Source organism: Roseovarius dicentrarchi (assembly GCF_003316635.1).
Classification (GTDB): domain Bacteria; phylum Pseudomonadota; class Alphaproteobacteria; order Rhodobacterales; family Rhodobacteraceae; genus Roseovarius; species Roseovarius dicentrarchi.
This window is the reverse complement of the sequence record NZ_QNQP01000008.1, coordinates 93,919-115,622: the sequence shown is the minus strand read 5'-3', so window position 1 is coordinate 115,622 and position 21,704 is coordinate 93,919. Positions and strand designations below refer to the sequence as shown.

Below are 21,704 nucleotides of genomic sequence, written 5' to 3'. Positions count from 1 at the left end.
GTGGCTGCGGGCATCGGCCACCCGGCGGCGCTGGGTGGCTATTTTCTGATCGTCAACGCGGTCACATTCATCCTGTTCTGGCACGACAAACGCCGGTCTGTCGTCCGCGCATGGCGCACCCCGGAAAAACGTCTGCTGACCTTGGCCATTATCGGCGGCTGGCCCGCTGCCAAGCTGGCGCAGCGGATGTTGCGGCACAAGACCCGCAAACAGCCGTTTGCGTGGCAGCTCAATCTGGTTGGCATTGCCTGGGGCTGGGCGCTGGCGTTTCTCGCGGTGGCAGCGGTTATGACCCCGGCCTGATGCAGGCGGGACACGATTTTTCGCGAAAAATCGTCAGCTCTCCACCTCGATCGTGACATGGCCAATCCCGTGTTGCTGTTCCAGATGGCTCCGGATCGCGGCCTTGACGCTCGCCATGTCAGTGCCTGCCTCCAGCGACGCCACCATCGTCACCATCGGCCTTTCCTGCGTGACCGACCACGCGTGAACGTGGCGCACATCGCGCAATCCGGGCACCGCCGCGCACAGGTCGGCCGCGACGGCGCGCCGGTCGAACCCGTCCGGGGCGCCCTCCAGCAGGATATGACCGCTCTGCGCCACCACCTTCCACGCCGAGCGAAGGATGATCAGCACCACCAGCACCGACAGAATCGGGTCAATCGGGGTCCAGCCCGTCCAGATGATGACCAGCGCCGCCACCAGCGCGGCCACAGATCCCAGCAGATCCCCCATCACATGCAGGGCCGCCGCGCGCACGTTCAGGTTCTCGCCCTTGCCGCCCCGTGTCAGCACCCAGAACGCCGCGATATTCACCGCCAGCCCGCCCAGCGCGACCCACAGCATGACGCCGCCCATCACGTGCTGCGGCGCGCCCAGCCGCTGGATCGCCTCCCACAGGATCCACGCGGCGATGGCGAACAGGGACAAACCGTTGACGAATGCCGCCAGAACGGAAAAGCGGTCAAACCCATAGGTCCGCTTCCAATCCGCCGGGCGCCGCGCCAGCCGGAAGCCCAGCCACGCCAGCATCAGGGATGCAAAATCGGTCAGCATATGCCCCGCATCGGCGATCAGCGCGAGCGAGCCGGAGATGACCCCGCCCACCACCTCTGCCACCATGAACGTACCGGTCAGGGCGGCGGCAATGGCGATCTTCGTCTCGTTCCGCGGGACGTGCGAATGGTCGTGGCCGGAATGATCGTGCATATGCGCTCTCCTTGTGCAGCACAGCTAACGCCGGGATGCGGCGCGCTGCAACCGCATCCGCTCTGGCCTTGCGCCCGCGCGCCTGCCATATCTGGACCCAAAGCCAGAGGAAGATGCCCATGACCCAGATCATTCAATCGCTCGCCGACGTCTCCAGCCGCTACGATGCGCTGTTTGTCGATCTTTGGGGCTGCCTGCACAATGGCGTCACCGCCTACCCCGAAGCGGTCGCCGCAATGCAGACCTACCGCGCGGGCGGCGGCACCGTGGTGCTGGTCACAAATTCGCCCAAACCGCGCAAAGGCGTGGCGGCGCAGCTCAGCCAGTTCGGCGTGCCACAGGATGCCTATGACGCCATCGCCACCTCGGGCGATTCGGCACGTGCCGCGATGTTTCGCGGCGTGGTCGGCGACAAGGTGTACTTCATGGGCGAGCCCGAGCGTGACGCCGGGTTTTTCGAACCGATGGAAGTGATCGACGATCCGGTGGACATCACCCGCGTGCCCTTGGATCAGGCCACCGGCATCGTTTGCTGCGGCCCGTTCGATCCGCTGGCCGATCCGGCGGTGAACCGGCCCGATTTTCTGTATGCCAAGCAAAAGGGCATGAAACTGCTCTGCGCCAATCCCGATATCGTGGTCGATCGCGGCGATGTGCGCGAATGGTGCGCCGGCGCGCTGGCACAGCTCTATACCGAAATGGGCGGCGAGAGCCTTTATTTCGGCAAACCGCATCCGCCGATCTACGATCTGGCCCGGCGCCGACTGGCAGCCCTTGGCAAGGATATCCCCGAAGAGGGAATTCTGGCCATCGGCGACGGGATCGGCACCGATGTTGCGGGCGCTATGGGCGAAAACCTTGATTCGCTGTTCATCACCGGCGGGCTGGCCGCGTCCGAGACGAACGCAGGCGATCAACCTGACCCGGCCCGTCTGGAGGCGTATCTGAGCCGTCAGAGCGCATCGCCCACCTATACGATAGGGCATCTGCGCTAAGCGCACCGGTCACACCACCCCATCATCAAATTGATCAGCCCCGCTTTAGGGGTTGATTTTCTGCGCCTGCGAAGTAATAAAGTTTCCACAGCGGGCGCCTTCGCGTCCTATTATTACTCACCGGACCAGACGGAGGGCCTCATGTTGGACAATATGCCACGCGGCACGATCTGCATCGAAGACATCGAAATGGGCATGACGCGGCACCTGCGCAAAGTCATCACCGACCGCGATATCGAGCTGTTCGCCGAAGTCTCGACCGATCATAATCCGGTGCATATGGATGATGATTACGCCCGCGACACCATTTTCGAGGGGCGCATCGCCCATGGCATGCTGACTGCCGGCCTGATTTCTGCCGTCATCGGCGAACAGTTGCCCGGCCACGGCACCGTTTACATGGGCCAGTCGTTGAAATTTCTGGCGCCGGTGCGCCCCGGTGACATGGTCCATGCCGAGGTCGAGGTGATCTCGATCGACCACGCCAAGCGGCGCGTCGGGCTGGATTGCCGCTGCATGGTGAACGGCAAAAAGGTGCTGATCGGCGAGGCGATGGTCATGGCGCCCTCGCGCAAGTTCGACTAGGCGCGCCCAAGCAAAGACGCCGGGCGCGCATCCAGACTTGCGCCCCCGCAAAGGCCGCGCTACGCCTGCCGGATGCGTATTTTTCACGATTACAAGGCCGTCCCGGCCACTGCCAAAGGTGCCAGCGCCGCGATCGGTAATTTCGATGGCGTGCATCTGGGCCACCGTTCGGTGATCGAGCAGGCCCGCAAGGCTGGTGCGCGCAATGGCGCGCCGCTTGGCATCCTGACATTCGAGCCGCATCCGCGCGAATTTTTCGCCCCGGATGCGCCGCCCTTCCGCCTGATGAACCCCGCCGCGCGCGCCAGCCGTCTGGCCAAGCTGGATGTGGATATCCTGTTCGAGCTGCCCTTTGACGCAAATATGGCGTCCCTCAACCCGCGCGACTTTGCGCAGGATGTGATTGCCGATGGGCTGGGCCTGTCGCATGTCGTCGTTGGCCGCGATTTCTGCTTTGGCAAGGGGCGCGCTGGCACGGCCGCGATGCTGGCCGATTTCGGGGCGGAGATGGGCTTTGACGTGACCATTGCCGAGCTGCTGTCGGCCACCGGCGCGCAGGTCAGCTCGACCGCGATCCGCCGCGCCCTGGGCGAGGGCCGGCCGCGCGATGCCGCCGAAATGCTGGGCCACTGGCACCGGATCGAAGGCACGGTCATCAAGGGGTTTCAGCGTGGTCGCACGCTGGGCTATCCGACCGCGAACATGGCCATCACCGGCCTGCATCCGCCGCATTTCGGCGTCTATGCCGTGCTGGTGGATGTGCTGACCGGACCGCATGCCGGCCTCTATCACGGCGCGGCATCGCTGGGCACGCGGCCGATGTTCGACGGCGAGGTCGCCAATCTGGAGACGTTCCTGTTCGACTTCTCCGGCGATCTGTATGGCGCCGAGATGTCGGTTGCGCTGGTCGATTTCCTGCGCCCGGAGGAAACATTCGACAGCCTTGAGGCATTCATCGCCCAGATGGACGCCGACTGCGCCGACGCCCGCCGCATATTGGCCGCGCTATGAGCGCCCCGCTGCGCCCCCGCTACTGGGAGGACACGCCGCTGACCCGCATGACGCGCCCCGAATGGGAGGCACTGTGCGACGGCTGCGGCAAATGCTGCATGAACAAGCTGGAGGACGAGGATACCGGCGAGGTGGTCATGACCCGCGTCGCCTGCCGCCTGTTTGACGACAGCACCTGCCAATGCGCGCAATACCCGATCCGCCACCAGTTCGTGCCGGAATGTATCGTTTTGAAGCCGACCAATATGGATGCAAACCTGTATTGGATGCCCGAAACCTGCGCCTACAAACTGCTGTGGCAGGGCAAGAAGCTGTACGACTGGCACCCGCTGATTTCCGGCGATCCGCAGACCGTGCATGACGCTGGCGTGTCCATGCAAAGCCGTACGGTGCCCGAGTTCGAGATCGACGAAGACGACTGGGAAGACCACATCATAGAGGAGCCGACCTGATGTATTTTGCCTCTGACAATTCCGGCCCGATGCATCCTGCCGTCGCGCAGGCGATGATTGCCGCCGATACCGGGTTTCAGCCCAGCTATGGCACCGATGCCATCATGGACGGTGTGCGCGCCCAGATCCGCGAGCTGTTCGAGGCGCCCGAGGCGGCGGTCTATCTGGTCGCCACCGGCACCGCCGCCAACGCGCTGGCGCTGGGGACGCTGACCCAGCCGTGGGAGACGGTATTTTGCACCCCGCTGGCGCATATCAACGTCGATGAATGCCACGCCCCCGAATTCTACACCGGCGGCGCCAAGCTGAGCCTTGTCGGGACGGGCGACAAGATGACAGCCGATCAGCTACGCGCCCGGATCGAGGATTGGGAGCGCGGCGATGTGCATACCTCGCAGCGCGGACCGGTACAGCTTACCCAAGTCACCGAAATGGGCCGTATCTACACGCTGGAGGAGCTGCGCGCGCTGACTGGCGTGGCGCGCGAATACGGTCTGCCGACCTTCCTTGACGGGGCGCGGTTTGCCAATGCGCTGGTCGCGCTGGGCTGCTCCCCCGCCGATATGACATGGAAGGCGGGCATCGACGCGCTTAGCCTTGGGGGCACGAAAAACGGCTGCGCCGGTGTCGAGGCGGTCATCTTTTTCGACCCCAAACACGCGTGGGAGTTCGAGCTGCGGCGCAAACGCGGCGCGCATCTGTTCTCCAAACACCGCTACCTTTCGGCGCAGATGCAGGGCTATCTGGACGGCGGTGCATGGCTGGAGGCGGCGCGCGCCGCCAATGCCAACGCCGCACGGCTGGCCGCCGGGCTGGGCGATGTCGCGGGTCTGGAGTTTGTGGAGGAGCCGGAGGCGAACATGATTTTCGCCACCCTGCCCCGCCACGTGCATCAGCGCCTGCATGCGGCCGGCGCCGTGTATCGGCTCTGGGGTGATCTGGAGGGCGATCCGGACGCGCCGCAGATGATGCGACTGGTCTGCGACTGGTCGATCACGCATGAGATGATTGACCAGTTCGTGTCGCTGGCCAAGGGTTAACACGGCGCCTGCTTTTCGGTCTGCTCCTCGGCCAGAAATTCAAGCACCTGCGCGCTGACCTCGTCGGGATGCGTCGCCACCGACATATGCCCCGCTCCCGCGATCACGCCGCGACCGGCGCGGGGCAATTGCGCGGCCAGCGCCGCGTTGATTGCCGGGATGATCTGGGGCGCGTTGCTACCCTCCAGCAGCAGCGCCGGGATATCGACACGCTCCGGCACGCCAGGCTCCAGCAGCCCGCCAGCATCGTCATAGAGTGCCGGCCCCGCCGCCACGATCAGCGGCATCTGCTGCGCCATGCGCGCCTGCGCGGCGGCGCTGAAACTCTCCCAAGGTCGCCCCCCGCCCCATTGGCCGATGAAATTGCGCGCCGCCGCTGTCATATCTCCTGCCGCAAGCGCCGCCTCGAAGGCGCATTGTTCCGACAGATGCGCGGCGCAGGCGGCAGGCTGGCTACGCAGCGCGGCGGCGAAAAAAACCGGCTCGATCATCACCAGAGAACGGACCAGATCAGGCCGCTCGACCGCCAGCCTCAGGGCAATCACGGCGCCGAAACTGTGCCCGATGACATCAACAGGGCCGGCGCCACTGGCAAGGTCGGCGGCCATTTCGGCGCAGACAGCGCTCATCTCGCCGCGCGCGTCCCAATCGACGCTGCGCCCATGGCCCGGCAGATCGAAGGCTGTCATTGTCAGCGCCCCGGCCAAGGAACGTGCTATCCCGCCCCAGATGCCGGACTCCCCAAGGCTGCAATGGATCATCAGCGCCCTGCGCGGCCCCTCGCCGCAGGTTGTCCAGAATGTCGGGAACCCGCCCTTTTCTGCGCATGGCATGTCAGGCGCCGGCCGCCAGATGCCGGTCCAGATCCTCCAGCCGGTCCTGGCCCCAGAACGCCGCGCCGTCCCCCGTCAGGTAGAACGGAACGCCAATGACGCCGCGCTGCATCGCCTCATCATTATTCGCGCCATATGTTTCTGCCCCGCTCAGCAGGCCACGATCGGCAAGGCCCGGATCGAACCCGGCGGCGCGCAGACAATCGCGCACCACGCCATCATCCGACACGTCCCGGTCCTCGGCCCAGCAGGCGCGCATGAAGGCGTGTACCAACGCGCCGGTATCTCCGCCCCCTGCGGCCTGCGCTGCGATGATTGCATAGGATGCTGGCGCCGGATTGGCCGGCCAATGCGCAGGCCGCGCGGTCAGCGGCATCCCATGCCGGTCTGCCAGGCGCACGATGTCCTGCGACATATAGCTCAGCCGCGCGGGGTGCAGCCCGCCCGGACCGCCCAGATGCGCCATCACCGCCATGAAATCTATTGGTTTATAGGTGATCTGCGCATCATGCGCGCGCGCCACCTCCTCCAGCCGGTTTCCGGCGAGATAGGCATAGGGCGAGAGAATCGAGAAGAAATAATCTATCTGGGCCATGTTTTACGCCTCCTTCGGGTACCTGTAGCTTTGCCCGACCCTACGCGCGTGCTAAGCGGTGTCAACGCAGCGAATCTGCCCATGCGGCCACCCCGGGGGAACCACAGCCATGTCATCCACATCCGAGCCTAAGCTTATCTCAGGCAACGCCAACATGCCGCTCGCCACAGCCATTGCGCGGCGCATGTCGATGCACCGGGGCGTCAATGTCGGCCTTGTCGATGCGCGGGTCGAGCGGTTCAACGACGGTGAGATTTTCGTCGAGGTGTTCGAGAACGTGCGCGGCGAGGATATGTTTATCATCCAGCCTACATCAAACCCGGCCAATGACAACCTGATGGAGCTGCTGATCATGTCCGACGCGCTGCGCCGGTCCTCGGCCGCGCGCATTACGGCGGTCATCCCGTACTTCGGCTACGCGCGGCAGGACCGCCGCAGCAAGGCGCGCACGCCGATTTCGGCGAAACTGGTGGCGAACATGCTGGTCGAGGCCGGGATCGAACGAGTGCTGACCATGGATCTGCACGCGGCCCAGATCCAAGGGTTTTTCGATATTCCGGTGGATAACCTTTACGCCTCGCCGGTGTTCGCCCTTGATATCATGAAGCAATTCAAGGGCAGCCTCGATGATCTGATGATCGTGTCGCCCGATGTGGGCGGCGTCGCCCGCGCGCGCGAGTTAGCCAAACGGATCAACGCGCCGCTGGCCATCGTGGACAAGCGCCGCGAGAAGGCCGGAGAGGTGGCCGAAATGACCATCATCGGCGATGTCACCGGCAAGAAATGCATCATCATCGACGATATGTGCGACACCGCCGGCACATTGTGCAAGGCCGCCGAAGTGCTGATCGAGAACGGCGCCGCCGAGGTGCATGCCTACACAACCCATGGCGTCATGTCCGGCCCGGCGGTCGAGCGGGTGACAAATTCGGTGCTTAAATCCATGGTCATCACCGACACGATCGCCCCGACCGAGGCCGTGCGCGCAACGCCGAACATCCGTATCATTCCCACCGCGCCCGTCTTTGCCCAGGCTATCCTGAACATCTGGAACGGAACGTCCGTATCGTCGCTGTTCGACACCCCCACGCTTGAGCCTGTGTATGAGGGCCAATTCGGCAACTGAACCGCGCCGCGACTAGGCGCCGCCGGGGCGATGTCATGGTCCGGCGGTCAGGCGCGCATGTTTGCTATACATCCCAGTCTTCGTCGCCAGACACCTCCCCGATTGCCATCCAGCAGACGCGGGCACGCGCAACGTGCGTGTCTGCCCACGTACGAAACACAACGGTAAAGCCTTCTTCTGTAATGGCCTCCGCGCTGACCTCGACCCGCGCATTGGTGCTGTTGTCGATATCCCACATGGAGAGCGCGCATTGCACGGCAGGCGGCGCGCGGAATCGCTCGGAAAACACCACAGCCTGGGTGCGCGAACGCTCCCCCTCCCCCGTCCACATGGTGCCGCCGCTCTCAAATTCCGAAAACAGCACCGCCTCCCCCTGATCAACACCCAATAGCCTTGTGTTCAATCTTTTCATAGCACTCAACCATTACCCAAATATCAACATAGTCCAGATTCTAGGCGAAACTGTGATCGAAAATGGAAAAGGCCCGCGAAACGCGGGCCTTTGTCAGGATCTTGCACAGATGCGGCGGTTTAGTAGCCGCTAAGGCCCATGTGATCGCCCATTGCCACCATGTCGGCCAGCAGCTTGGCTGCGTCATCGACGGGGCCCGGTTCATTCTTGAACGTCTCTTGCGCACGCGCAAGACGGTCAGTCGCATCTGCGACCAGCTTCTTGAAATGCTCCTGGGTCAGATCGGAGCGGTGAATCGCCTGCTCGGCCAGAACCGAAACGCCATCGGCGTTGATCTCGGCAAAGCCGCCGGTGACGGCGTATTCTTCTTCGCCCTTGTCCGAAATGACGCGCACGATACCGGGGCGCAGCGTTGTGATGACCGGCGAATGGTCGGCCATTGCCGTCAGATCGCCCTCGGCACCGGGGATTTGCACTTCGCGCGCCTGAACGGATGTCAGAAGGCGCTCGGGCGATACCAGATCGAATTGCACTGTGTCAGCCATTGGTGGCCTCCTTCATTGGGCGGAATACCGGACCGCGCAGCGCGGTCCGGCAGGTGCATTATGCGGCGTCGGCTGCCATACGCTCGGCCTTGGCCTTCACATCCTCGATGCCGCCAACCATGTAGAAGGCGCCCTCGGGCAGGTGATCGTATTCGCCGGCGACAACCGCCTTGAAGGACGAAATCGTCTCTTCCAGCGGAACCTGCACACCGTCCGAACCGGTAAAGACCTTGGCCACGTCGAAGGGCTGCGACAGGAATCGCTGGATTTTCCGGGCGCGGGCCACGGTCAGCTTGTCCTCTTCGCTCAGTTCGTCCATGCCGAGAATCGCGATGATGTCCTGAAGCGATTTGTAGCGCTGAAGGATACCCTGCACGTCACGCGCCACCTGATAATGCTCCTCGCCCACAACGGACGGGTCCATCAGGCGCGAGGTGGAGTCGAGCGGGTCCACGGCGGGGTAAATGCCCAGCTCGGAAATGGCGCGCGACAGAACCGTCGTGGCGTCAAGGTGCGCGAACGATGTCGCAGGCGCCGGGTCGGTCAGGTCGTCCGCAGGAACATAGACGGCCTGCACCGACGTGATCGAGCCCTTGTTGGTCGATGTAATCCGCTCCTGCATCTGGCCCATGTCGGTGGCCAGCGTCGGCTGGTAGCCCACAGCGGACGGGATGCGGCCCAGAAGGGCGGACACTTCGGAACCGGCTTGCGTGAAGCGGAAGATGTTGTCGACAAAGAACAGAACGTCTGTACCCGACTGGTCGCGGAACTGCTCGGCCAGGGTCAGGCCGGTCAGGGCCACACGCATACGCGCACCGGGCGGTTCGTTCATTTGGCCGTAGACCAGCGCCACTTTGGATTCGGTAAGGTTATCGGGGACGATAACGCCGGATTCGATCATCTCGTGGTAAAGATCGTTGCCCTCACGCGTCCGCTCGCCCACACCGGCGAAAACGGAAAAGCCCGAGTGCACCTTGGCGATGTTGTTGATCAGTTCCATGATCAGAACGGTCTTGCCCACGCCGGCACCGCCGAAAAGGCCGATTTTGCCGCCCTTGGCATAAGGGGCCAGCAGGTCAATCACCTTGATGCCCGTGGCCAGAACGATCGACTCGGTCGACTGGTCGGCGAAGGGGGGCGCGTCGGCGTGAATGGACCGCTCTTCGTCGCGGCCAACGGGGCCGCCTTCGTCGACGGGTTCGCCCACAACGTTCAGGATGCGGCCCAGCGTGGCGTTGCCAACCGGCACCGTGATCGGGCCGTCGGTGTCGGTCACTTCCTGGCCGCGCACGAGGCCTTCGGTTGCGTCCATCGCGATGGTACGAACTGTGTTCTCGCCCAAGTGCTGCGCGACTTCCAGAACCAGTTTCTTGCCGTTGTTGTCCGTGGTCAGGGCGTTCAGGATCTGCGGCAGGTGGTCGCCGAACTGAACGTCAACCACGGCTCCGATCACCTGAGTGATTTTGCCTTTTGCGTTTGCCATGTATCGTCTCCGTCTCGTTTCTAGAGCGCTTCCGCGCCCGAAATGATTTCAATCAGCTCGTTCGTGATCACAGCCTGACGCGAGCGGTTAAATTCGATGGTCAGCTTGTCAATCATCTCGCCTGCGTTGCGGGTTGCGTTGTCCATTGCGGACATCCGCGCGCCCTGCTCGGACGCCCCGTTTTCCAGCAGTGCGGCAAAGATCGCCGTGGCCACGCCGCGCGGCAGAAGATCGGCCAGAATGGCTGTCTCGTCCGGCTCGTAGTCATAAAGCGTTTCAGCACCGCCATCTGTGTCGGGCGCATCGAACTTGGCCGGAATGATCTGCTGCGCTGTCGGGATCTGTGTCACGACGTTTTCAAATTCAGCAAAGTAGATCTTGGCAACGTCAAATTCGCCAGCGTCGAAGCGGTTCAACACCTCGGTCGCCACGCCCTGCGCATCCGCATAGCCGATGCGTTTGACGTCCGAAAAATCCACATGATCCACGAAATACTTGCCGTATTCGCGGCGCATTGAATCGCGGCCCTTCTTGCCGACCGTGATGATCTTCACGGTCTTGCCTTCGGCCAGCAGCTTGTTGGCGTCCTGCTTGGCCAGCTTGGCGATGTTGGCGTTGAAACCGCCGCACAGGCCACGCTCGGACGTCATGACGATCAGCAGATGGGTCTGATCCTCGCCGGTCCCCCGCAGCAGACGGGGCGCGCCTTCGGACTGGCCCACCGACGCCGCGAGGCGCCCCATAACGGCGTTGAAACGCTCGGTATAGGGGCGCGCCGCTTCGGCAGCCTCCTGCGCGCGGCGAAGTTTCGCCGCGGCAACCATTTGCATGGCCTTGGTGATCTTGCGGGTCGATTTGACCGACGCGATCCTGTTTTTCAGGTCCTTGAGATTCGGCATTGCCTTATCTCCCTTTTATGCGAAGTCGGCGGCGAATTCGTCCAGCGCAGCCCTGATCTTGGCCTCGGCGTCCCCTTTGATCTTCGGGTCTTCCTTGGTGATCATGTCCAGAACGTCGGAATGCTTGCCGCGCAGATGCTTGAGCAGACCCGCCTCGAAGCGGCCCACATCCTTGACGGCGATCTTGTCCAGATACCCTTTGGTGCCGGCGAAGATCACGCACACGATTTCGGCGTTGGTCAGCGGCGAATACTGCGGCTGCTTCATCAGCTCGGTCAAGCGCGCGCCGCGGTTCAGCAGCTGCTGGGTGGCCGCATCAAGATCCGAGCCGAACTGGGCGAAGGCCGCCATTTCGCGGTACTGCGCCAGCTCCAGCTTGACCGGACCCGCAACGGATTTCATCGCGTTGGTCTGGGCGGAGGAGCCCACTCGGCTGACCGACAGACCGGTGTTCACGGCGGGTCGGATGCCCTGATAGAACAGCTCGGTTTCCAGGAAGATCTGGCCGTCGGTGATCGAGATCACGTTGGTCGGAATAAATGCAGACACGTCGCCGCCCTGGGTTTCGATGATCGGCAGGGCCGTCAGCGAACCGGAACCGTTATCCTCGTTCAGCTTGGCCGACCGCTCCAGCAGGCGGGAGTGCAGATAGAAAACGTCGCCGGGATAGGCTTCGCGTCCGGGCGGACGGCGCAGAAGCAGGGACATCTGGCGGTAGGCCACGGCCTGCTTGGACAGGTCATCATAGACGATCAGCGCGTGACGGCCATTGTCGCGGAAATGCTCTGCCATCGCGGTCGCGGAATAGGGCGCGAGGAACTGCATCGGCGCGGGGTCCGAGGCGGTCGCGGCGACGACGATGGAATAGGCCATCGCGCCGGTTTCTTCCAGCTTCTTCACCAGCTGCGCAACGGTGGAACGTTTCTGGCCGATGGCGACATAGACGCAGTACAGCTTCTTGCTTTCGTCATCACCAGCAGCGTCGTTGATCGACTTCTGGTTCAGCATGGTATCCAGCGCGATCGCGGTCTTGCCGGTCTGACGGTCACCAATGATCAGCTCGCGCTGGCCACGGCCGATCGGGATCATCGCGTCGACGGATTTGATGCCTGTCGCCATCGGCTCGTGCACCGATTTGCGGGGGATGATGCCCGGCGCCTTGACGTCGGCAATGCCGCGCTCGGTCGTGTCGATGGGGCCCTTGCCGTCCAGCGGGTTGCCAAGACCGTCAACAACGCGGCCCAGCAGCGCATCGCCGATCGGCACGTCCACGATGGACTTGGTGCGCTTGACGGTGTCGCCTTCCTTGATGTCGCGGTCGGAGCCGAAGATCACGATACCGACGTTGTCCGCCTCGAGGTTCAGGGCCATGCCCATGATCCCGCCGGGGAATTCGACCAGCTCGCCGGCCTGAACATTGTCCAGACCGTGAACGCGCGCGATACCGTCACCGACAGACAGAACCTGACCGATTTCGGCCACTTCGACCTCTTGGCCGAAATTCTTGATCTGGTCCTTCAGGATTGCAGAAATCTCTGCCGCTTGGATACCCATTTATCCGACCTCTTTCATTGAACTCTGGAGCGATGCAAGCTTGGAGCGGATCGACGTGTCGATCATCTTCGAGCCCACCTTTACAATCAGACCGCCGACAAGGCTTTCGTCCACGGTCGCATTAATCTTGACGTCCTTGCCGATATTATCGGTCAGCGTCTTGGTCAGCTGATCTGCCTGCGCCTTGGTCAGCGCCTTGGCGCTGGTGACCTCGGCCTGAACTTCGCCCTTTTCCTCGCCGATCATCGCGCGAAGCTGCGCAATGAGTTGCGGCAGAGCAAACAGACGCCGCTTTTTCGCCATCAGGCTGATGCCACGCGACAAGGAGGGCGTCAGCTTGAGGTGCTCGGCGATGGCGGTGATGGCCTTGCCTTGCTCGTCCCGGCTCAGGACCGGGCTGGAGATGACGCTGCGCAAGTCGCTGCTGACGTTCAGCGCTTCGGCCAATGCGTCAACGCTGCTTTCAAGCTTGGGCAGGCGTTTGCTTTCTTGGGCAATCTCGAAGATCGCGGTCGCATAGCGTTCGGCGATACCCGAGGAGATCGAAGCTGGTTCGGACACGTCCACCCTTTCGACAATTAGGCCCCTGCGACAGCCGCGGGCGCGGCTGAGGGGCGTTGGCGAGCATTCATACTCTGATCAGTGTAATCCGGCGTGGGTTTAGCAGAGCCTTGCCCACCTCGCAAGTTGCTAGCGAATACGCAAGCGACTTAAAAGCCTGTTGGTTTACAGTAACTTATCAGGATCATGCTGGTTTTAAGCATTTTTTTCGCACAACAGATCCTAAAACTGAATGTAATCTCGCGGACCTGGCTCCGAATCCAGCAGGGCATTGTTTGCGCTAACTGTCAATCCCGCAGTCACGCACCGGTCGCGGGCGTCAGGCGCGGCATGTCGGCAATCCTGCTGGACCGCCCGTCGGGCCGCGATCCGCCAACTTGACATTCAAGGCTGGCCAAAGACATGTCTAATCGGGAAGATGTTGCAGAACGGCGACAGAAGGAGCCGACACCAGTGGGACAAGACACAGTGAAAACCATCAATCTGGCGTTCGACACGCCAGCCCGCCACAAAGATGCTGTCATCATCGTGGGGGATGCCCACTTCTACAGATGCGGCCTGCTTCTGGCGCGGCAGATTATCGAGCAGGAAAAAGATCGCGCGTTTGATATCTGTGTCATTTGCTCTGAGGATGTCGAAACGCCCGACGCGCTTGCGGATGGTCTGCGTATTGGCCGTGCCAATTTCATTTCCACGGACAAACTGCCGACCAACGATAGAATATCCATCGAGTCCTATCTTCGAATATTCTTGCCCCATGAGATGACGGAATATCGCAGATTGTGTTATCTTGATGCTGACATGTATTTGAATCGTCCGGGTATTCAGGGTGTGTTCGAAATGGACTTGGACGGATACCCGTTGGCTGCGGTGTCCGATCTGAACGTCTGGATGCCGGAACACAACTCTTCCAAGTCTCGCAACTACCGGGATCGCATCGCAAAAGCGCCGGATCGATATTTCAATGCAGGTTTCCTGCTGATTGATGTGCAGGCATATAATGCCATCCTGACTCCGGAAGGCACGTTTGATCTGATCTGCGATAATGTTGAAAATCTGGATCTTCATGACCAGACTTTCCTGAATATGATTTTCAGTCATCAGGTGAAGTTGATCAGCCCTATCTGGAACTTCCCGATGCTCACCTCATTGACCGAGGCATTGGAAAAGGCCGATCCCATCATCCTGCATTTTGTCGGAAACAAACCATGGCACGACATTGAAGAAGAATTGCGCCAGAGGTATTTTCCCGAATACCGTAACTTTCTGTCCACACATTTCGGCTACACCGATTTCACAGCCAAATACACGCCAGTGAAACCCAGAAACTCATTCCGCAAACACAAGAGCGATATCAGGGAATGGGTGTCCCGCAAAAAGGTGGAAAGGCGTCTGGCAAAATCCCGAAGGCTGGGCGTTCAGACTTGGATGAAAATGGAACAGAAATACCCGCGCGGCGATTTTTGATAGCCCGCCTGCCAGTCAGCTTTCTTGCACTATGGAGTTCGCAACCTCAAACGGAGAGCCGTACGCCTGACCCGCCACCGGCTTGGGCCGGGGGCTGAGCGCCTCCAGCGGTTTGCGCACGCTGGCGCGCAGGCCGGGGCCGCGCGGCGCCGGGACACGCTTGGTGGCCTCCACCATCAGCACGCCGCCCGACACCACCATCGACAGGTTGCCCCCCAGCCTTTCCCACATGCCGGCGGTCTTGCGCCAGAAACGGCGCGTGCTGGGCGGCTGGTAGAGCGTGGTCACATGCTGTTCCGGCAGGAAGCCGTGCGATTTCAGCAGCGCCTCCAGTTGCGTCTGGCTGTAAGGGCGCCCCGATCCGAATGGCGTGCGATCACTGCGCGACCACAGCCCGGCACGGTTCGGCACCACGAAAAGCGCCGAGCCGCCCGGCCCCAGCGCGCGCCAGCATTCGTTCAGCAAATCGGCCGGCCGTTCGCTGGCCTCCAGCGCGTGCATGACCAGCAGTTTATCGATATGCCCCGTCTCAATCGGCCACAGCGTTTCTTCGCACAGGACCGAGATATTCGGCATCTTCTGCGGCCAGGCCATCACCCCCTGCGGTCCCGGCATCAGCGCAACAACGCGCCGCGCATCGTGCAGGTAGGGCCGCAGGAACGGCACGGCAAAGCCGAAGCCAACCACCGTCTGCCCCTTCGCCTCGGGCCAGATGCGGGCGATTTCGGCGCGCACGGTCTTTTGCACAGCCCGGCCCAGCGTGCTGCGGTAGTAGAAATTCCGTAACTCCTGCACATCAACATGCATTGCAGTGGCGCCCTTGATCCGTCAGGCTGAACCCTAACTTAGAAGAGGCGGCGCGCAAACACCCAAGGCACCGCCGATGCTGTATAAGGAGGCCCGCGATGCCATTTGAAATTCTGACACTCCCGTGCCTTGAGGATAACTATGCGTTTTTAGCCCATGACCCGGCCAGCGGCGCCACCCTGTGCGTCGATGTGCCCGAGGCGGCGCCGATCCTGCGCGCGCTTGAGCAAAGGGGTTGGACGCTCAGCCATGTGGTCCTGACCCATCATCATGCCGATCATGTTCAGGGTCTGGAGGATCTGCTGGCGGCGCATCCGGCAACCGTCATCGGCGCAGCGGCTGACGCCCATCGCCTGCCGCCGCTGGATATGTCGGTCGCAGATGGCGATACCATTCAGATTGGCGACCAGACCGGGCATATCATGGATGTGTCCGGCCACACGGTGGGTCATATCGCAGTGCATTTCCCGGCCAGCCGCGCCGTATTTACCGCCGACAGCCTGATGGCGCTTGGATGTGGGCGCCTGTTCGAGGGCACCGCAGACCAGATGTGGCAATCGCTCGGCAAGCTGATGGCGCTGCCAGAGGATACGATCGTTTACTCGGGCCACGAATATACCCGCGCCAACGCGAAATTCGCGCTGACCGTTGATCCCGGCAATTCCGCGCTTATATCCCGTTCAGACGCAACAGAGGCAGCCCGTCGCGAGGGCCGCCCCACAGTCCCCTCAACGCTGGCCGACGAATTGGCCACCAACCCGTTCCTGCGCGCAGCCGATCCCGCCATCCGGGCGCATCTGGCCATGCAGGACGCCCCCGACGCCGCCGTCTTTGCCGAAATCCGCAAGCGCAAGGACCATTTTTGACCCCTCAACCACACTGCAAAACCGCCCGGACACGATAAATTGGGCGCGTTTTGCGAAAAAAAACTTGAAGCCGTGGCGTTATCGACCAAACCTTAAGGTTATCGGGCCATGCTGGCCAAAGACCCCGCGGCACCAGACAAGAGGGAGCACCAAAGTGCCTTCATTCTCGACCACACTGGAACAGGCAATCCACGCCGCCTTGGCGCTTGCCAATGCACGGCAGCATGAGTTTGCAACGCTTGAGCATTTGCTTCTTGCGCTTGTCGATGAACCCGATGCGAACCGCGTGTTGAAGGCATGCAGCGTCGATACCGAGGAATTGCGCGGCACGCTTGTCGAATTCATCGACGACGAATTGTCGAACCTCGTCACCGAAATCGAAGGGTCCGAGGCGGTGCCGACCGCCGCGTTCCAGCGCGTCATTCAACGCGCCGCGATTCACGTCCAATCGTCGGGCCGGACCGAAGTGACCGGCGCCAACGTGCTGGTCGCCATCTTTGCCGAGCGCGAGTCAAACGCCGCCTATTTCCTGCAGGAGCAGGAGATGACCCGCTATGACGCCGTCAATTTCATCGCCCATGGCGTGGCCAAGGACGCCGCCTTTGGCGAGGCGCGCCCCGTGCAGGGCGCCGATGACGAAGCATCGCAGCGCGCGCAGGAACCGGGCGCGGTGGAGCCGGGCGAATCGGCGCTGGCGAAATACTGCGTCGATCTGAATGAGAAATCCCGCACCGGCGATGTCGATCCCCTGATCGGCCGCGCCGACGAGGTGGAGCGTTGCATCCAGGTGCTGTGCCGCCGCCGCAAGAACAACCCGCTGCTGGTGGGTGATCCGGGCGTCGGCAAAACCGCCATCGCCGAAGGACTGGCGTACAAAATCGTCAAAGGCGAAACGCCCGAGATTTTGGCAAAAACCACCATTTATTCGCTCGATATGGGCGCGCTTCTGGCCGGCACCCGCTACCGCGGCGATTTCGAGGAACGGCTGAAGGCCGTGATGACAGAGATGGAAAACCACCCCGACGCGGTGCTGTTCATTGACGAAATTCACACCATCATCGGCGCCGGCGCCACATCGGGCGGCGCGATGGACGCCTCTAACCTGCTGAAACCCGCGCTTCAGGGTGGCAAGCTGCGCTGCATGGGCTCCACCACCTACAAGGAGTTCCGCCAGCACTTTGAAAAGGATCGCGCCCTGTCCCGCCGGTTCCAGAAAATCGACGTGGCCGAGCCGTCTGTTGAGGATTCGATCAAGATCCTCAAGGGCCTCAAGCCCTATTTCGAGGAGCATCACAGCGTCAAATACACCAACGAGGCGATCAAAACCGCCGTTGATCTGGCCGCGCGCTATATCAATGACCGAAAACTGCCCGACAAGGCCATCGACGTGATCGACGAAGCTGGCGCCGCGCAGCATCTGGTGGCCGCCTCCAAACGCCGCAAAAGCATCGGCGTGAAAGAGATTGAGGCGGTGGTTGCCAAAATCGCGCGCATCCCGCCGAAAAACGTGTCCAAGGACGATGCGATGATCCTGCGCGATCTGGAAGCGTCGCTGAAACGCGTGGTATTTGGTCAGGACGCCGCGATTACCGCGCTGAGCAGCGCCATCAAACTTGCCCGCGCGGGCCTGCGCGAGCCGGAAAAACCCATCGGCAACTACCTGTTCGCCGGCCCCACCGGCGTGGGCAAAACCGAAGTGGCCAAACAGCTGGCCGATACGCTTGGGGTCGAACTGATCCGTTTCGACATGTCCGAATACATGGAGAAACACGCGGTTTCACGTCTGATCGGCGCGCCTCCGGGCTATGTCGGCTTTGATCAGGGCGGCATGCTGACCGACGGTGTTGACCAGCATCCGCACTGCGTCCTGCTTCTGGACGAGATCGAGAAGGCGCATCCGGATGTTTTCAACATCCTGCTTCAGGTGATGGACCACGGCACGCTGACCGATCATAACGGGCGGTCCGTCGATTTCCGCAACGTGATCCTTATCATGACCTCGAACGCGGGCGCGTCCGAGATGGCCAAATCCGCCATCGGCTTTGGCCGCGATCGCCGCGAGGGCGAGGATACAGCCGCGATCGAGCGGACGTTTACGCCGGAATTCCGCAACCGCCTGGATGCGGTGATCTCCTTCGGCACGCTGCCCAAAGAGGTGATCATGCAGGTTGTCGAAAAGTTCGTCCTGCAACTCGAGGCGCAGCTGATGGACCGCAACGTCACGATCGAACTGACCCCGCCCGCGGCCGAATGGCTGGGTGAGCGCGGATATGACGACAAGATGGGCGCGCGTCCCCTCGCCCGCGTCATTCAGGAACACATCAAGAAGCCACTTGCCGAGGAACTGCTCTTTGGCAAGCTGGCCAAGGGCGGTGTCGTCAAGGTGGCGGTCAAGGACGGCAAGATTGACCTGCAAATCAACGGCCCCGACACCCCGCGCCTGAGCGGAAAGAAGCCTCCGCTGCTGACGGCCGAGTGATCCTGCATCGATCCCTTGCGGCGCTGGTCCTTTTGGCCGGCGCCGCAAATGCTGAGACCCAGCTTCAGCTGACCCTTCCGGCCGAATGCATCTTGGGCGACACCTGCTTCATTCAGCAATATCCCGACGTTGATCCAAGCGAGCGCGCGCAAGATTACATGTGCCAGGGGCTAAGCTACGACGGACATAAAGGCACGGATTTCGCCTTGCCATCCCTGCGGGCGATGCGGGCCGGGGTTAACGTCCTTGCTCCTGCCGATGGCATTGTTCTGCGCGTGCGGAATGATATGATCGATCAGATCTATAGCGCGGAGACTGCCACCTCTGTGAACGGGCGTGACTGCGGCAACGGCGTCGTGCTTGATCATGGCGATGGATGGGAAACCCAGCTTTGCCATATGAGGCAGGGTTCGCTGACGGTGCAGCCGGGCGAGACGGTCAAGCGCGGCGCAGCCTTGGGCCTTATCGGTCTGTCCGGGCGCACCCAGTTTCCACATGTCCATCTCAGCCTGCGCAAAGATGGCGCCGTCGTCGATCCGTTCCGCCCCGGTGGCGATTGCGGCGGTCCTGGTCCAGATCATCTGTGGGCGTTCTCGCCAATTTATCAGCCGGGCGGTTTGCTGAACGCCGGCCTCGCAACCGCCGTGCCATCCTATAGCGCGGTGAAAGAGGGCAGCGCCGCGATACTAAATCTGCCCGCCGATGCACCGGCCCTGGTGGCATGGGGTTACGGATTTGGCGCGCGGGCCGGCGATGTATTGCGGCAGACGATCACCGGCCCCGACGGTGCAACCATTTTCCAGCGAAGTGACGTAATCGACCGCGCGCAGGCGCAGTTTTTCCGCGCAGCAGGGCGCAAGCTGCGCGGCGCACGCTGGACGCCCGGCAGTTACACCGTCGAGATTGATCTGCTTCGTGATGGATCCATCATATCCACTCAGACCGACACGATTATCAGCCCATAGCAATGCGTCCGGGCGCCGAAAATTCGCAGAATTTTCTCGGTCCACGTAACTTCACGGCGTCATCTTTCGGTAAATTTGAGCTCGATCCGCCGGTTCTGGGCGCGCGCGTCGGCGCTGTCGCCGCTGGACACGGGCTGATATTGTCCGAACCCGTTGGCCGCCAGACGGTTTGCCGGGACGCCAAGGAAGTCGATCATGTAGCGCACGACCGACAGCGCACGCGCTTGACTCAACTCCCAGTTATCGGCAAATCCTGCGGTTCCGATCACGGGCACGTTGTCGGTATGGCCGTCAACGCGGATGATCCACTCAATTTCTTCGGGAATATCGCCCACGACCTTGCGCAGGATTTCCGCCACTTTTGCGATCTCGTTCTTGCCCGCATTCGACAAGGTCGCCTGCCCCGGCGCAAACAATACCTCGGACGAAAACACAAAGCGGTCGCCCTCGATCCGCACACCCTCCTGATTGCCCAGCACATCGCGCAGGCGCCCGAAGAAGTCCGAACGGTATTTTTCAAGATCCTGCTTTTCAGCTTCAAGCAATTTGCTTTTCTCTTCCTCAGCCAGCCTGCGGCGCTTTTCTTCGGCTGCGACGCGCGCCAGTGCCGCGTTCAGATCGCGGCCCAGCGCCTCGATGCGCACGTCATCGGCGGCTTCGCGATCCTGCGACTCGTCCAAAAGCGCCTGCAGCTGGCCCAGCTGATCGCGCAACGCCGCGACCTGCTGGTTCAGCAATTCGCGTGCGCGCTGCGCCTCTTCGGTCTGGGCGGTCTGTTCTGACAGGCTCTTGCGCGCCTCGCTCAGCAAAATCGCGCGCTCCTCTGCGGCGCTCATCTGGGCATCCGCTTGCGTTTCTGCCTTCGCTTGCGCAGCAAGCGCTGCGGCCAGCCGGGCGCGGATTTCTTCCATCGACAGTTGCTGGTCGGCCTTCAACGCGGCCAGTTCGGCCTCCAGTGCTGCGACTTCATCGGCGCGCGCGCTGCGGCTGGCGAGTGCGTCGGCCAGCCGCGCCTCCAGATCACCGGTCTTGTCGCGGGCGGCGGCCAGCAGGGTCAGCGTTTCTTCGGCGCGGCGGCGCTGTTCTTCCAGCGCGAGCGTCATGGCGGTCAGTTCGGTCTGCGAATTCTTCAGACGCGCGCGCAGCGCCTCGGCGGCGGCCGCTTGCGCGAGGCGCGCCGCCTCCTGCGCCGTCAGATCCTCCTGCAATGCGCTCAGCGCGGTTTCAGCCTCGCCTGCCTTGCTGCGCAGATCGGCGGCCAATGCCTCCAATGCGTCGCGCTGCGCGGCGGCCAGACGGGCCGCTTCGGCCTCGGCGTCGACCTCGTCGCGCAGGCTGGCGAGGGCAAGCTCCAGCGCCTCTTTTTCCGACGTCAGATCATCGCGCGCGCCTTCCAGATCGGCAATGCGGCCCTCTGCGGTGTCTTGCGCGGCCAATAGCCCGGCCACCTGCGCCTCAAAGCTGGCGATGCGCGTCTGCGCTGCCTCGTTCTGGGCGGTGAGGGTGGCAATCCGGGCGGTCTGCTCCTCCTGCCGCTGGCGCGCGTCGCTCAGCGTGGTGGTCAGCGCGCCGACGCGCTCTTGCAAGGTGGCGCTGCGGTCCTGCTCCAGCCCCAGCGCGCGCGACAGCGCCGCGACCTCCGACGATAGCGAATCCAGCTGCGTTTCCTGTCCGGTGATCGTCTCGCGCAGGGCAAATTGCACAACCATGAAGATCGTCAGCACGAACATCAGCACCAGCAGCAGCCCGGTCATCGCATCCACGAAGCCCGGCCAGATCGAAGCCTGAAAACGTTGCCCGCTGCGGCGCGACAGACCCAT

The 21,704-nt window shown here is 62.3% G+C and carries 22 protein-coding genes; 11 read left to right on the top strand and 11 right to left on the bottom strand.

The window, feature by feature from the left end; translation table 11 throughout:
- Positions 1–303 (top strand): DUF1294 domain-containing protein, encoded by a 303-nt coding sequence (locus DQ230_RS08005; protein WP_203228024.1) that lies wholly within the window; start codon positions 1–3, stop codon positions 301–303.
- 33 nt (positions 304–336) lie between these two features.
- Here DQ230_RS08005 and DQ230_RS08000 read toward each other — a convergent pair whose 3' ends face one another.
- A complete protein-coding gene (locus DQ230_RS08000) occupies positions 337–1,209 on the bottom strand; it encodes a cation diffusion facilitator family transporter (RefSeq protein WP_113912058.1) in 873 nt (290 codons plus the stop codon).
- Positions 1,210–1,328: 119 nt separating this feature from the next.
- Here DQ230_RS08000 and DQ230_RS07995 point away from each other — a divergent pair, with 119 nt between their 5' ends.
- The 5 genes from DQ230_RS07995 (at position 1,329) to DQ230_RS07975 (ending at position 5,292) form a co-directional block, all read left to right on the top strand.
- On the top strand, positions 1,329–2,204 hold the full coding sequence (locus DQ230_RS07995; protein ID WP_113912057.1) for an HAD family hydrolase: 876 nt from the start codon (positions 1,329–1,331) through the stop codon (positions 2,202–2,204).
- Positions 2,205–2,345: 141 nt separating this feature from the next.
- The gene (locus DQ230_RS07990; RefSeq protein ID WP_113912056.1) at positions 2,346–2,789 is read left to right on the top strand and encodes a MaoC family dehydratase; all 444 of its coding nucleotides are present in this window, start codon (positions 2,346–2,348) and stop codon (positions 2,787–2,789) included.
- 72 nt (positions 2,790–2,861) lie between these two features.
- A complete protein-coding gene (locus tag DQ230_RS07985; protein WP_113912055.1) occupies positions 2,862–3,800 on the top strand; it encodes a bifunctional riboflavin kinase/FAD synthetase in 939 nt (312 codons plus the stop codon).
- Positions 3,797–4,252 (top strand): YcgN family cysteine cluster protein, encoded by a 456-nt coding sequence (locus DQ230_RS07980; RefSeq protein WP_113912054.1) that lies wholly within the window; start codon positions 3,797–3,799, stop codon positions 4,250–4,252. The genes DQ230_RS07985 and DQ230_RS07980 overlap by 4 nt, the downstream gene beginning before the upstream one ends.
- Positions 4,252–5,292, top strand: coding sequence for a threonine aldolase family protein (locus DQ230_RS07975; protein ID WP_113912053.1), 1,041 nt, complete (start codon positions 4,252–4,254; stop codon positions 5,290–5,292). The genes DQ230_RS07980 and DQ230_RS07975 overlap by 1 nt, the downstream gene beginning before the upstream one ends.
- On the opposite strand, the gene DQ230_RS07970 is transcribed toward DQ230_RS07975, so the two are convergent.
- Both DQ230_RS07970 and DQ230_RS07965 read right to left on the bottom strand, forming a co-directional pair.
- The gene (locus DQ230_RS07970; RefSeq protein ID WP_113912052.1) at positions 5,289–6,125 is read right to left on the bottom strand and encodes an alpha/beta fold hydrolase; all 837 of its coding nucleotides are present in this window, start codon (positions 6,123–6,125) and stop codon (positions 5,289–5,291) included. The two genes, DQ230_RS07975 and DQ230_RS07970, sit on opposite strands and share 4 nt — an antisense overlap.
- 1 nt (position 6,126) lies before the next feature.
- Positions 6,127–6,720, bottom strand: coding sequence for a 2-hydroxychromene-2-carboxylate isomerase (locus tag DQ230_RS07965; protein ID WP_113912051.1), 594 nt, complete (start codon positions 6,718–6,720; stop codon positions 6,127–6,129).
- Positions 6,721–6,829: 109 nt separating this feature from the next.
- Between DQ230_RS07965 and DQ230_RS07960 the strand changes: the two genes are divergently transcribed.
- The gene (locus tag DQ230_RS07960; RefSeq protein ID WP_113912050.1) at positions 6,830–7,846 is read left to right on the top strand and encodes a ribose-phosphate pyrophosphokinase; all 1,017 of its coding nucleotides are present in this window, start codon (positions 6,830–6,832) and stop codon (positions 7,844–7,846) included.
- A gap of 64 nt (positions 7,847–7,910) precedes the next feature.
- On the opposite strand, the gene DQ230_RS07955 is transcribed toward DQ230_RS07960, so the two are convergent.
- The 6 genes from DQ230_RS07955 to DQ230_RS07930 form a co-directional block, all read right to left on the bottom strand.
- Positions 7,911–8,258 (bottom strand): H-type lectin domain-containing protein, encoded by a 348-nt coding sequence (locus DQ230_RS07955; RefSeq protein WP_113912049.1) that lies wholly within the window; start codon positions 8,256–8,258, stop codon positions 7,911–7,913.
- A 119-nt stretch (positions 8,259–8,377) separates the two neighbouring features.
- A complete protein-coding gene (locus DQ230_RS07950; protein WP_113912048.1) occupies positions 8,378–8,803 on the bottom strand; it encodes a F0F1 ATP synthase subunit epsilon in 426 nt (141 codons plus the stop codon).
- A 58-nt stretch (positions 8,804–8,861) separates the two neighbouring features.
- Complete coding sequence (atpD, locus tag DQ230_RS07945) at positions 8,862–10,286, bottom strand: F0F1 ATP synthase subunit beta (protein ID WP_113912047.1); 1,425 nt, start codon at positions 10,284–10,286, stop codon at positions 8,862–8,864.
- Between the two features lie 20 nt (positions 10,287–10,306).
- Positions 10,307–11,185, bottom strand: coding sequence for a F0F1 ATP synthase subunit gamma (locus DQ230_RS07940; RefSeq protein ID WP_113912046.1), 879 nt, complete (start codon positions 11,183–11,185; stop codon positions 10,307–10,309).
- Between the two features lie 15 nt (positions 11,186–11,200).
- On the bottom strand, positions 11,201–12,739 hold the full coding sequence (atpA, locus tag DQ230_RS07935; protein ID WP_113912045.1) for a F0F1 ATP synthase subunit alpha: 1,539 nt from the start codon (positions 12,737–12,739) through the stop codon (positions 11,201–11,203).
- The gene (locus tag DQ230_RS07930; RefSeq protein ID WP_113912044.1) at positions 12,740–13,300 is read right to left on the bottom strand and encodes a F0F1 ATP synthase subunit delta; all 561 of its coding nucleotides are present in this window, start codon (positions 13,298–13,300) and stop codon (positions 12,740–12,742) included. It lies immediately after the preceding gene.
- A 453-nt stretch (positions 13,301–13,753) separates the two neighbouring features.
- Between DQ230_RS07930 and DQ230_RS07925 the strand changes: the two genes are divergently transcribed.
- Positions 13,754–14,767 (top strand): glycosyltransferase family 8 protein, encoded by a 1,014-nt coding sequence (locus DQ230_RS07925; RefSeq protein WP_162497397.1) that lies wholly within the window; start codon positions 13,754–13,756, stop codon positions 14,765–14,767.
- A 15-nt stretch (positions 14,768–14,782) separates the two neighbouring features.
- Here DQ230_RS07925 and DQ230_RS07920 read toward each other — a convergent pair whose 3' ends face one another.
- Positions 14,783–15,574, bottom strand: coding sequence for a methyltransferase domain-containing protein (locus DQ230_RS07920; protein ID WP_113912042.1), 792 nt, complete (start codon positions 15,572–15,574; stop codon positions 14,783–14,785).
- A gap of 98 nt (positions 15,575–15,672) precedes the next feature.
- Between DQ230_RS07920 and gloB the strand changes: the two genes are divergently transcribed.
- The 3 genes from gloB to DQ230_RS07905 all read left to right on the top strand — a co-directional run bounded on the left by gloB (position 15,673) and on the right by DQ230_RS07905 (position 19,884).
- Entirely contained in the window at positions 15,673–16,440 is a 768-nt protein-coding gene (gloB, locus tag DQ230_RS07915; protein WP_113912041.1) for a hydroxyacylglutathione hydrolase, read from the top strand.
- 154 nt (positions 16,441–16,594) lie between these two features.
- The gene (gene clpA / locus DQ230_RS07910) at positions 16,595–18,919 is read left to right on the top strand and encodes an ATP-dependent Clp protease ATP-binding subunit ClpA (protein WP_113912040.1); all 2,325 of its coding nucleotides are present in this window, start codon (positions 16,595–16,597) and stop codon (positions 18,917–18,919) included.
- The gene (locus DQ230_RS07905; protein WP_113912039.1) at positions 18,916–19,884 is read left to right on the top strand and encodes a M23 family metallopeptidase; all 969 of its coding nucleotides are present in this window, start codon (positions 18,916–18,918) and stop codon (positions 19,882–19,884) included. Before clpA ends, DQ230_RS07905 begins: the two co-directional genes overlap by 4 nt.
- Before the next feature lie 59 nt (positions 19,885–19,943).
- Here the strand turns inward: DQ230_RS07905 and DQ230_RS07900 are convergent, their stop codons facing one another.
- The gene (locus DQ230_RS07900; protein ID WP_113912038.1) at positions 19,944–21,704 is read right to left on the bottom strand and encodes a peptidoglycan -binding protein; all 1,761 of its coding nucleotides are present in this window, start codon (positions 21,702–21,704) and stop codon (positions 19,944–19,946) included.

What these genes read in the sequence shown, in the direction of transcription:
- DQ230_RS07980 (WP_113912054.1), top strand. Translation starts at nt 3,797, where the DNA reads ATGAGCGCCCCGCTGCGCCCCCGCTACTGGGAGGACACGCCGCTGACC.
- DQ230_RS08000 (WP_113912058.1), bottom strand. Translation starts at nt 1,209, where the DNA reads ATGCACGATCATTCCGGCCACGACCATTCGCACGTCCCGCGGAACGAG.
- DQ230_RS07950 (WP_113912048.1), bottom strand. Translation starts at nt 8,803, where the DNA reads ATGGCTGACACAGTGCAATTCGATCTGGTATCGCCCGAGCGCCTTCTG.
- DQ230_RS07900 (WP_113912038.1), bottom strand. Translation starts at nt 21,704, where the DNA reads ATGGGTCTGTCGCGCCGCAGCGGGCAACGTTTTCAGGCTTCGATCTGG.
- DQ230_RS07955 (WP_113912049.1), bottom strand. Translation starts at nt 8,258, where the DNA reads ATGAAAAGATTGAACACAAGGCTATTGGGTGTTGATCAGGGGGAGGCG.
- DQ230_RS07990 (WP_113912056.1), top strand. Translation starts at nt 2,346, where the DNA reads ATGTTGGACAATATGCCACGCGGCACGATCTGCATCGAAGACATCGAA.
- DQ230_RS07940 (WP_113912046.1), bottom strand. Translation starts at nt 11,185, where the DNA reads ATGCCGAATCTCAAGGACCTGAAAAACAGGATCGCGTCGGTCAAATCG.
- DQ230_RS07975 (WP_113912053.1), top strand. Translation starts at nt 4,252, where the DNA reads ATGTATTTTGCCTCTGACAATTCCGGCCCGATGCATCCTGCCGTCGCG.
- DQ230_RS07960 (WP_113912050.1), top strand. Translation starts at nt 6,830, where the DNA reads ATGTCATCCACATCCGAGCCTAAGCTTATCTCAGGCAACGCCAACATG.
- DQ230_RS07995 (WP_113912057.1), top strand. Translation starts at nt 1,329, where the DNA reads ATGACCCAGATCATTCAATCGCTCGCCGACGTCTCCAGCCGCTACGAT.
- gloB (WP_113912041.1), top strand. Translation starts at nt 15,673, where the DNA reads ATGCCATTTGAAATTCTGACACTCCCGTGCCTTGAGGATAACTATGCG.
- atpA (WP_113912045.1), bottom strand. Translation starts at nt 12,739, where the DNA reads ATGGGTATCCAAGCGGCAGAGATTTCTGCAATCCTGAAGGACCAGATC.
- DQ230_RS07985 (WP_113912055.1), top strand. Translation starts at nt 2,862, where the DNA reads ATGCGTATTTTTCACGATTACAAGGCCGTCCCGGCCACTGCCAAAGGT.
- DQ230_RS07965 (WP_113912051.1), bottom strand. Translation starts at nt 6,720, where the DNA reads ATGGCCCAGATAGATTATTTCTTCTCGATTCTCTCGCCCTATGCCTAT.
- DQ230_RS07970 (WP_113912052.1), bottom strand. Translation starts at nt 6,125, where the DNA reads ATGCCATGCGCAGAAAAGGGCGGGTTCCCGACATTCTGGACAACCTGC.
- DQ230_RS07920 (WP_113912042.1), bottom strand. Translation starts at nt 15,574, where the DNA reads ATGCATGTTGATGTGCAGGAGTTACGGAATTTCTACTACCGCAGCACG.
- atpD (WP_113912047.1), bottom strand. Translation starts at nt 10,286, where the DNA reads ATGGCAAACGCAAAAGGCAAAATCACTCAGGTGATCGGAGCCGTGGTT.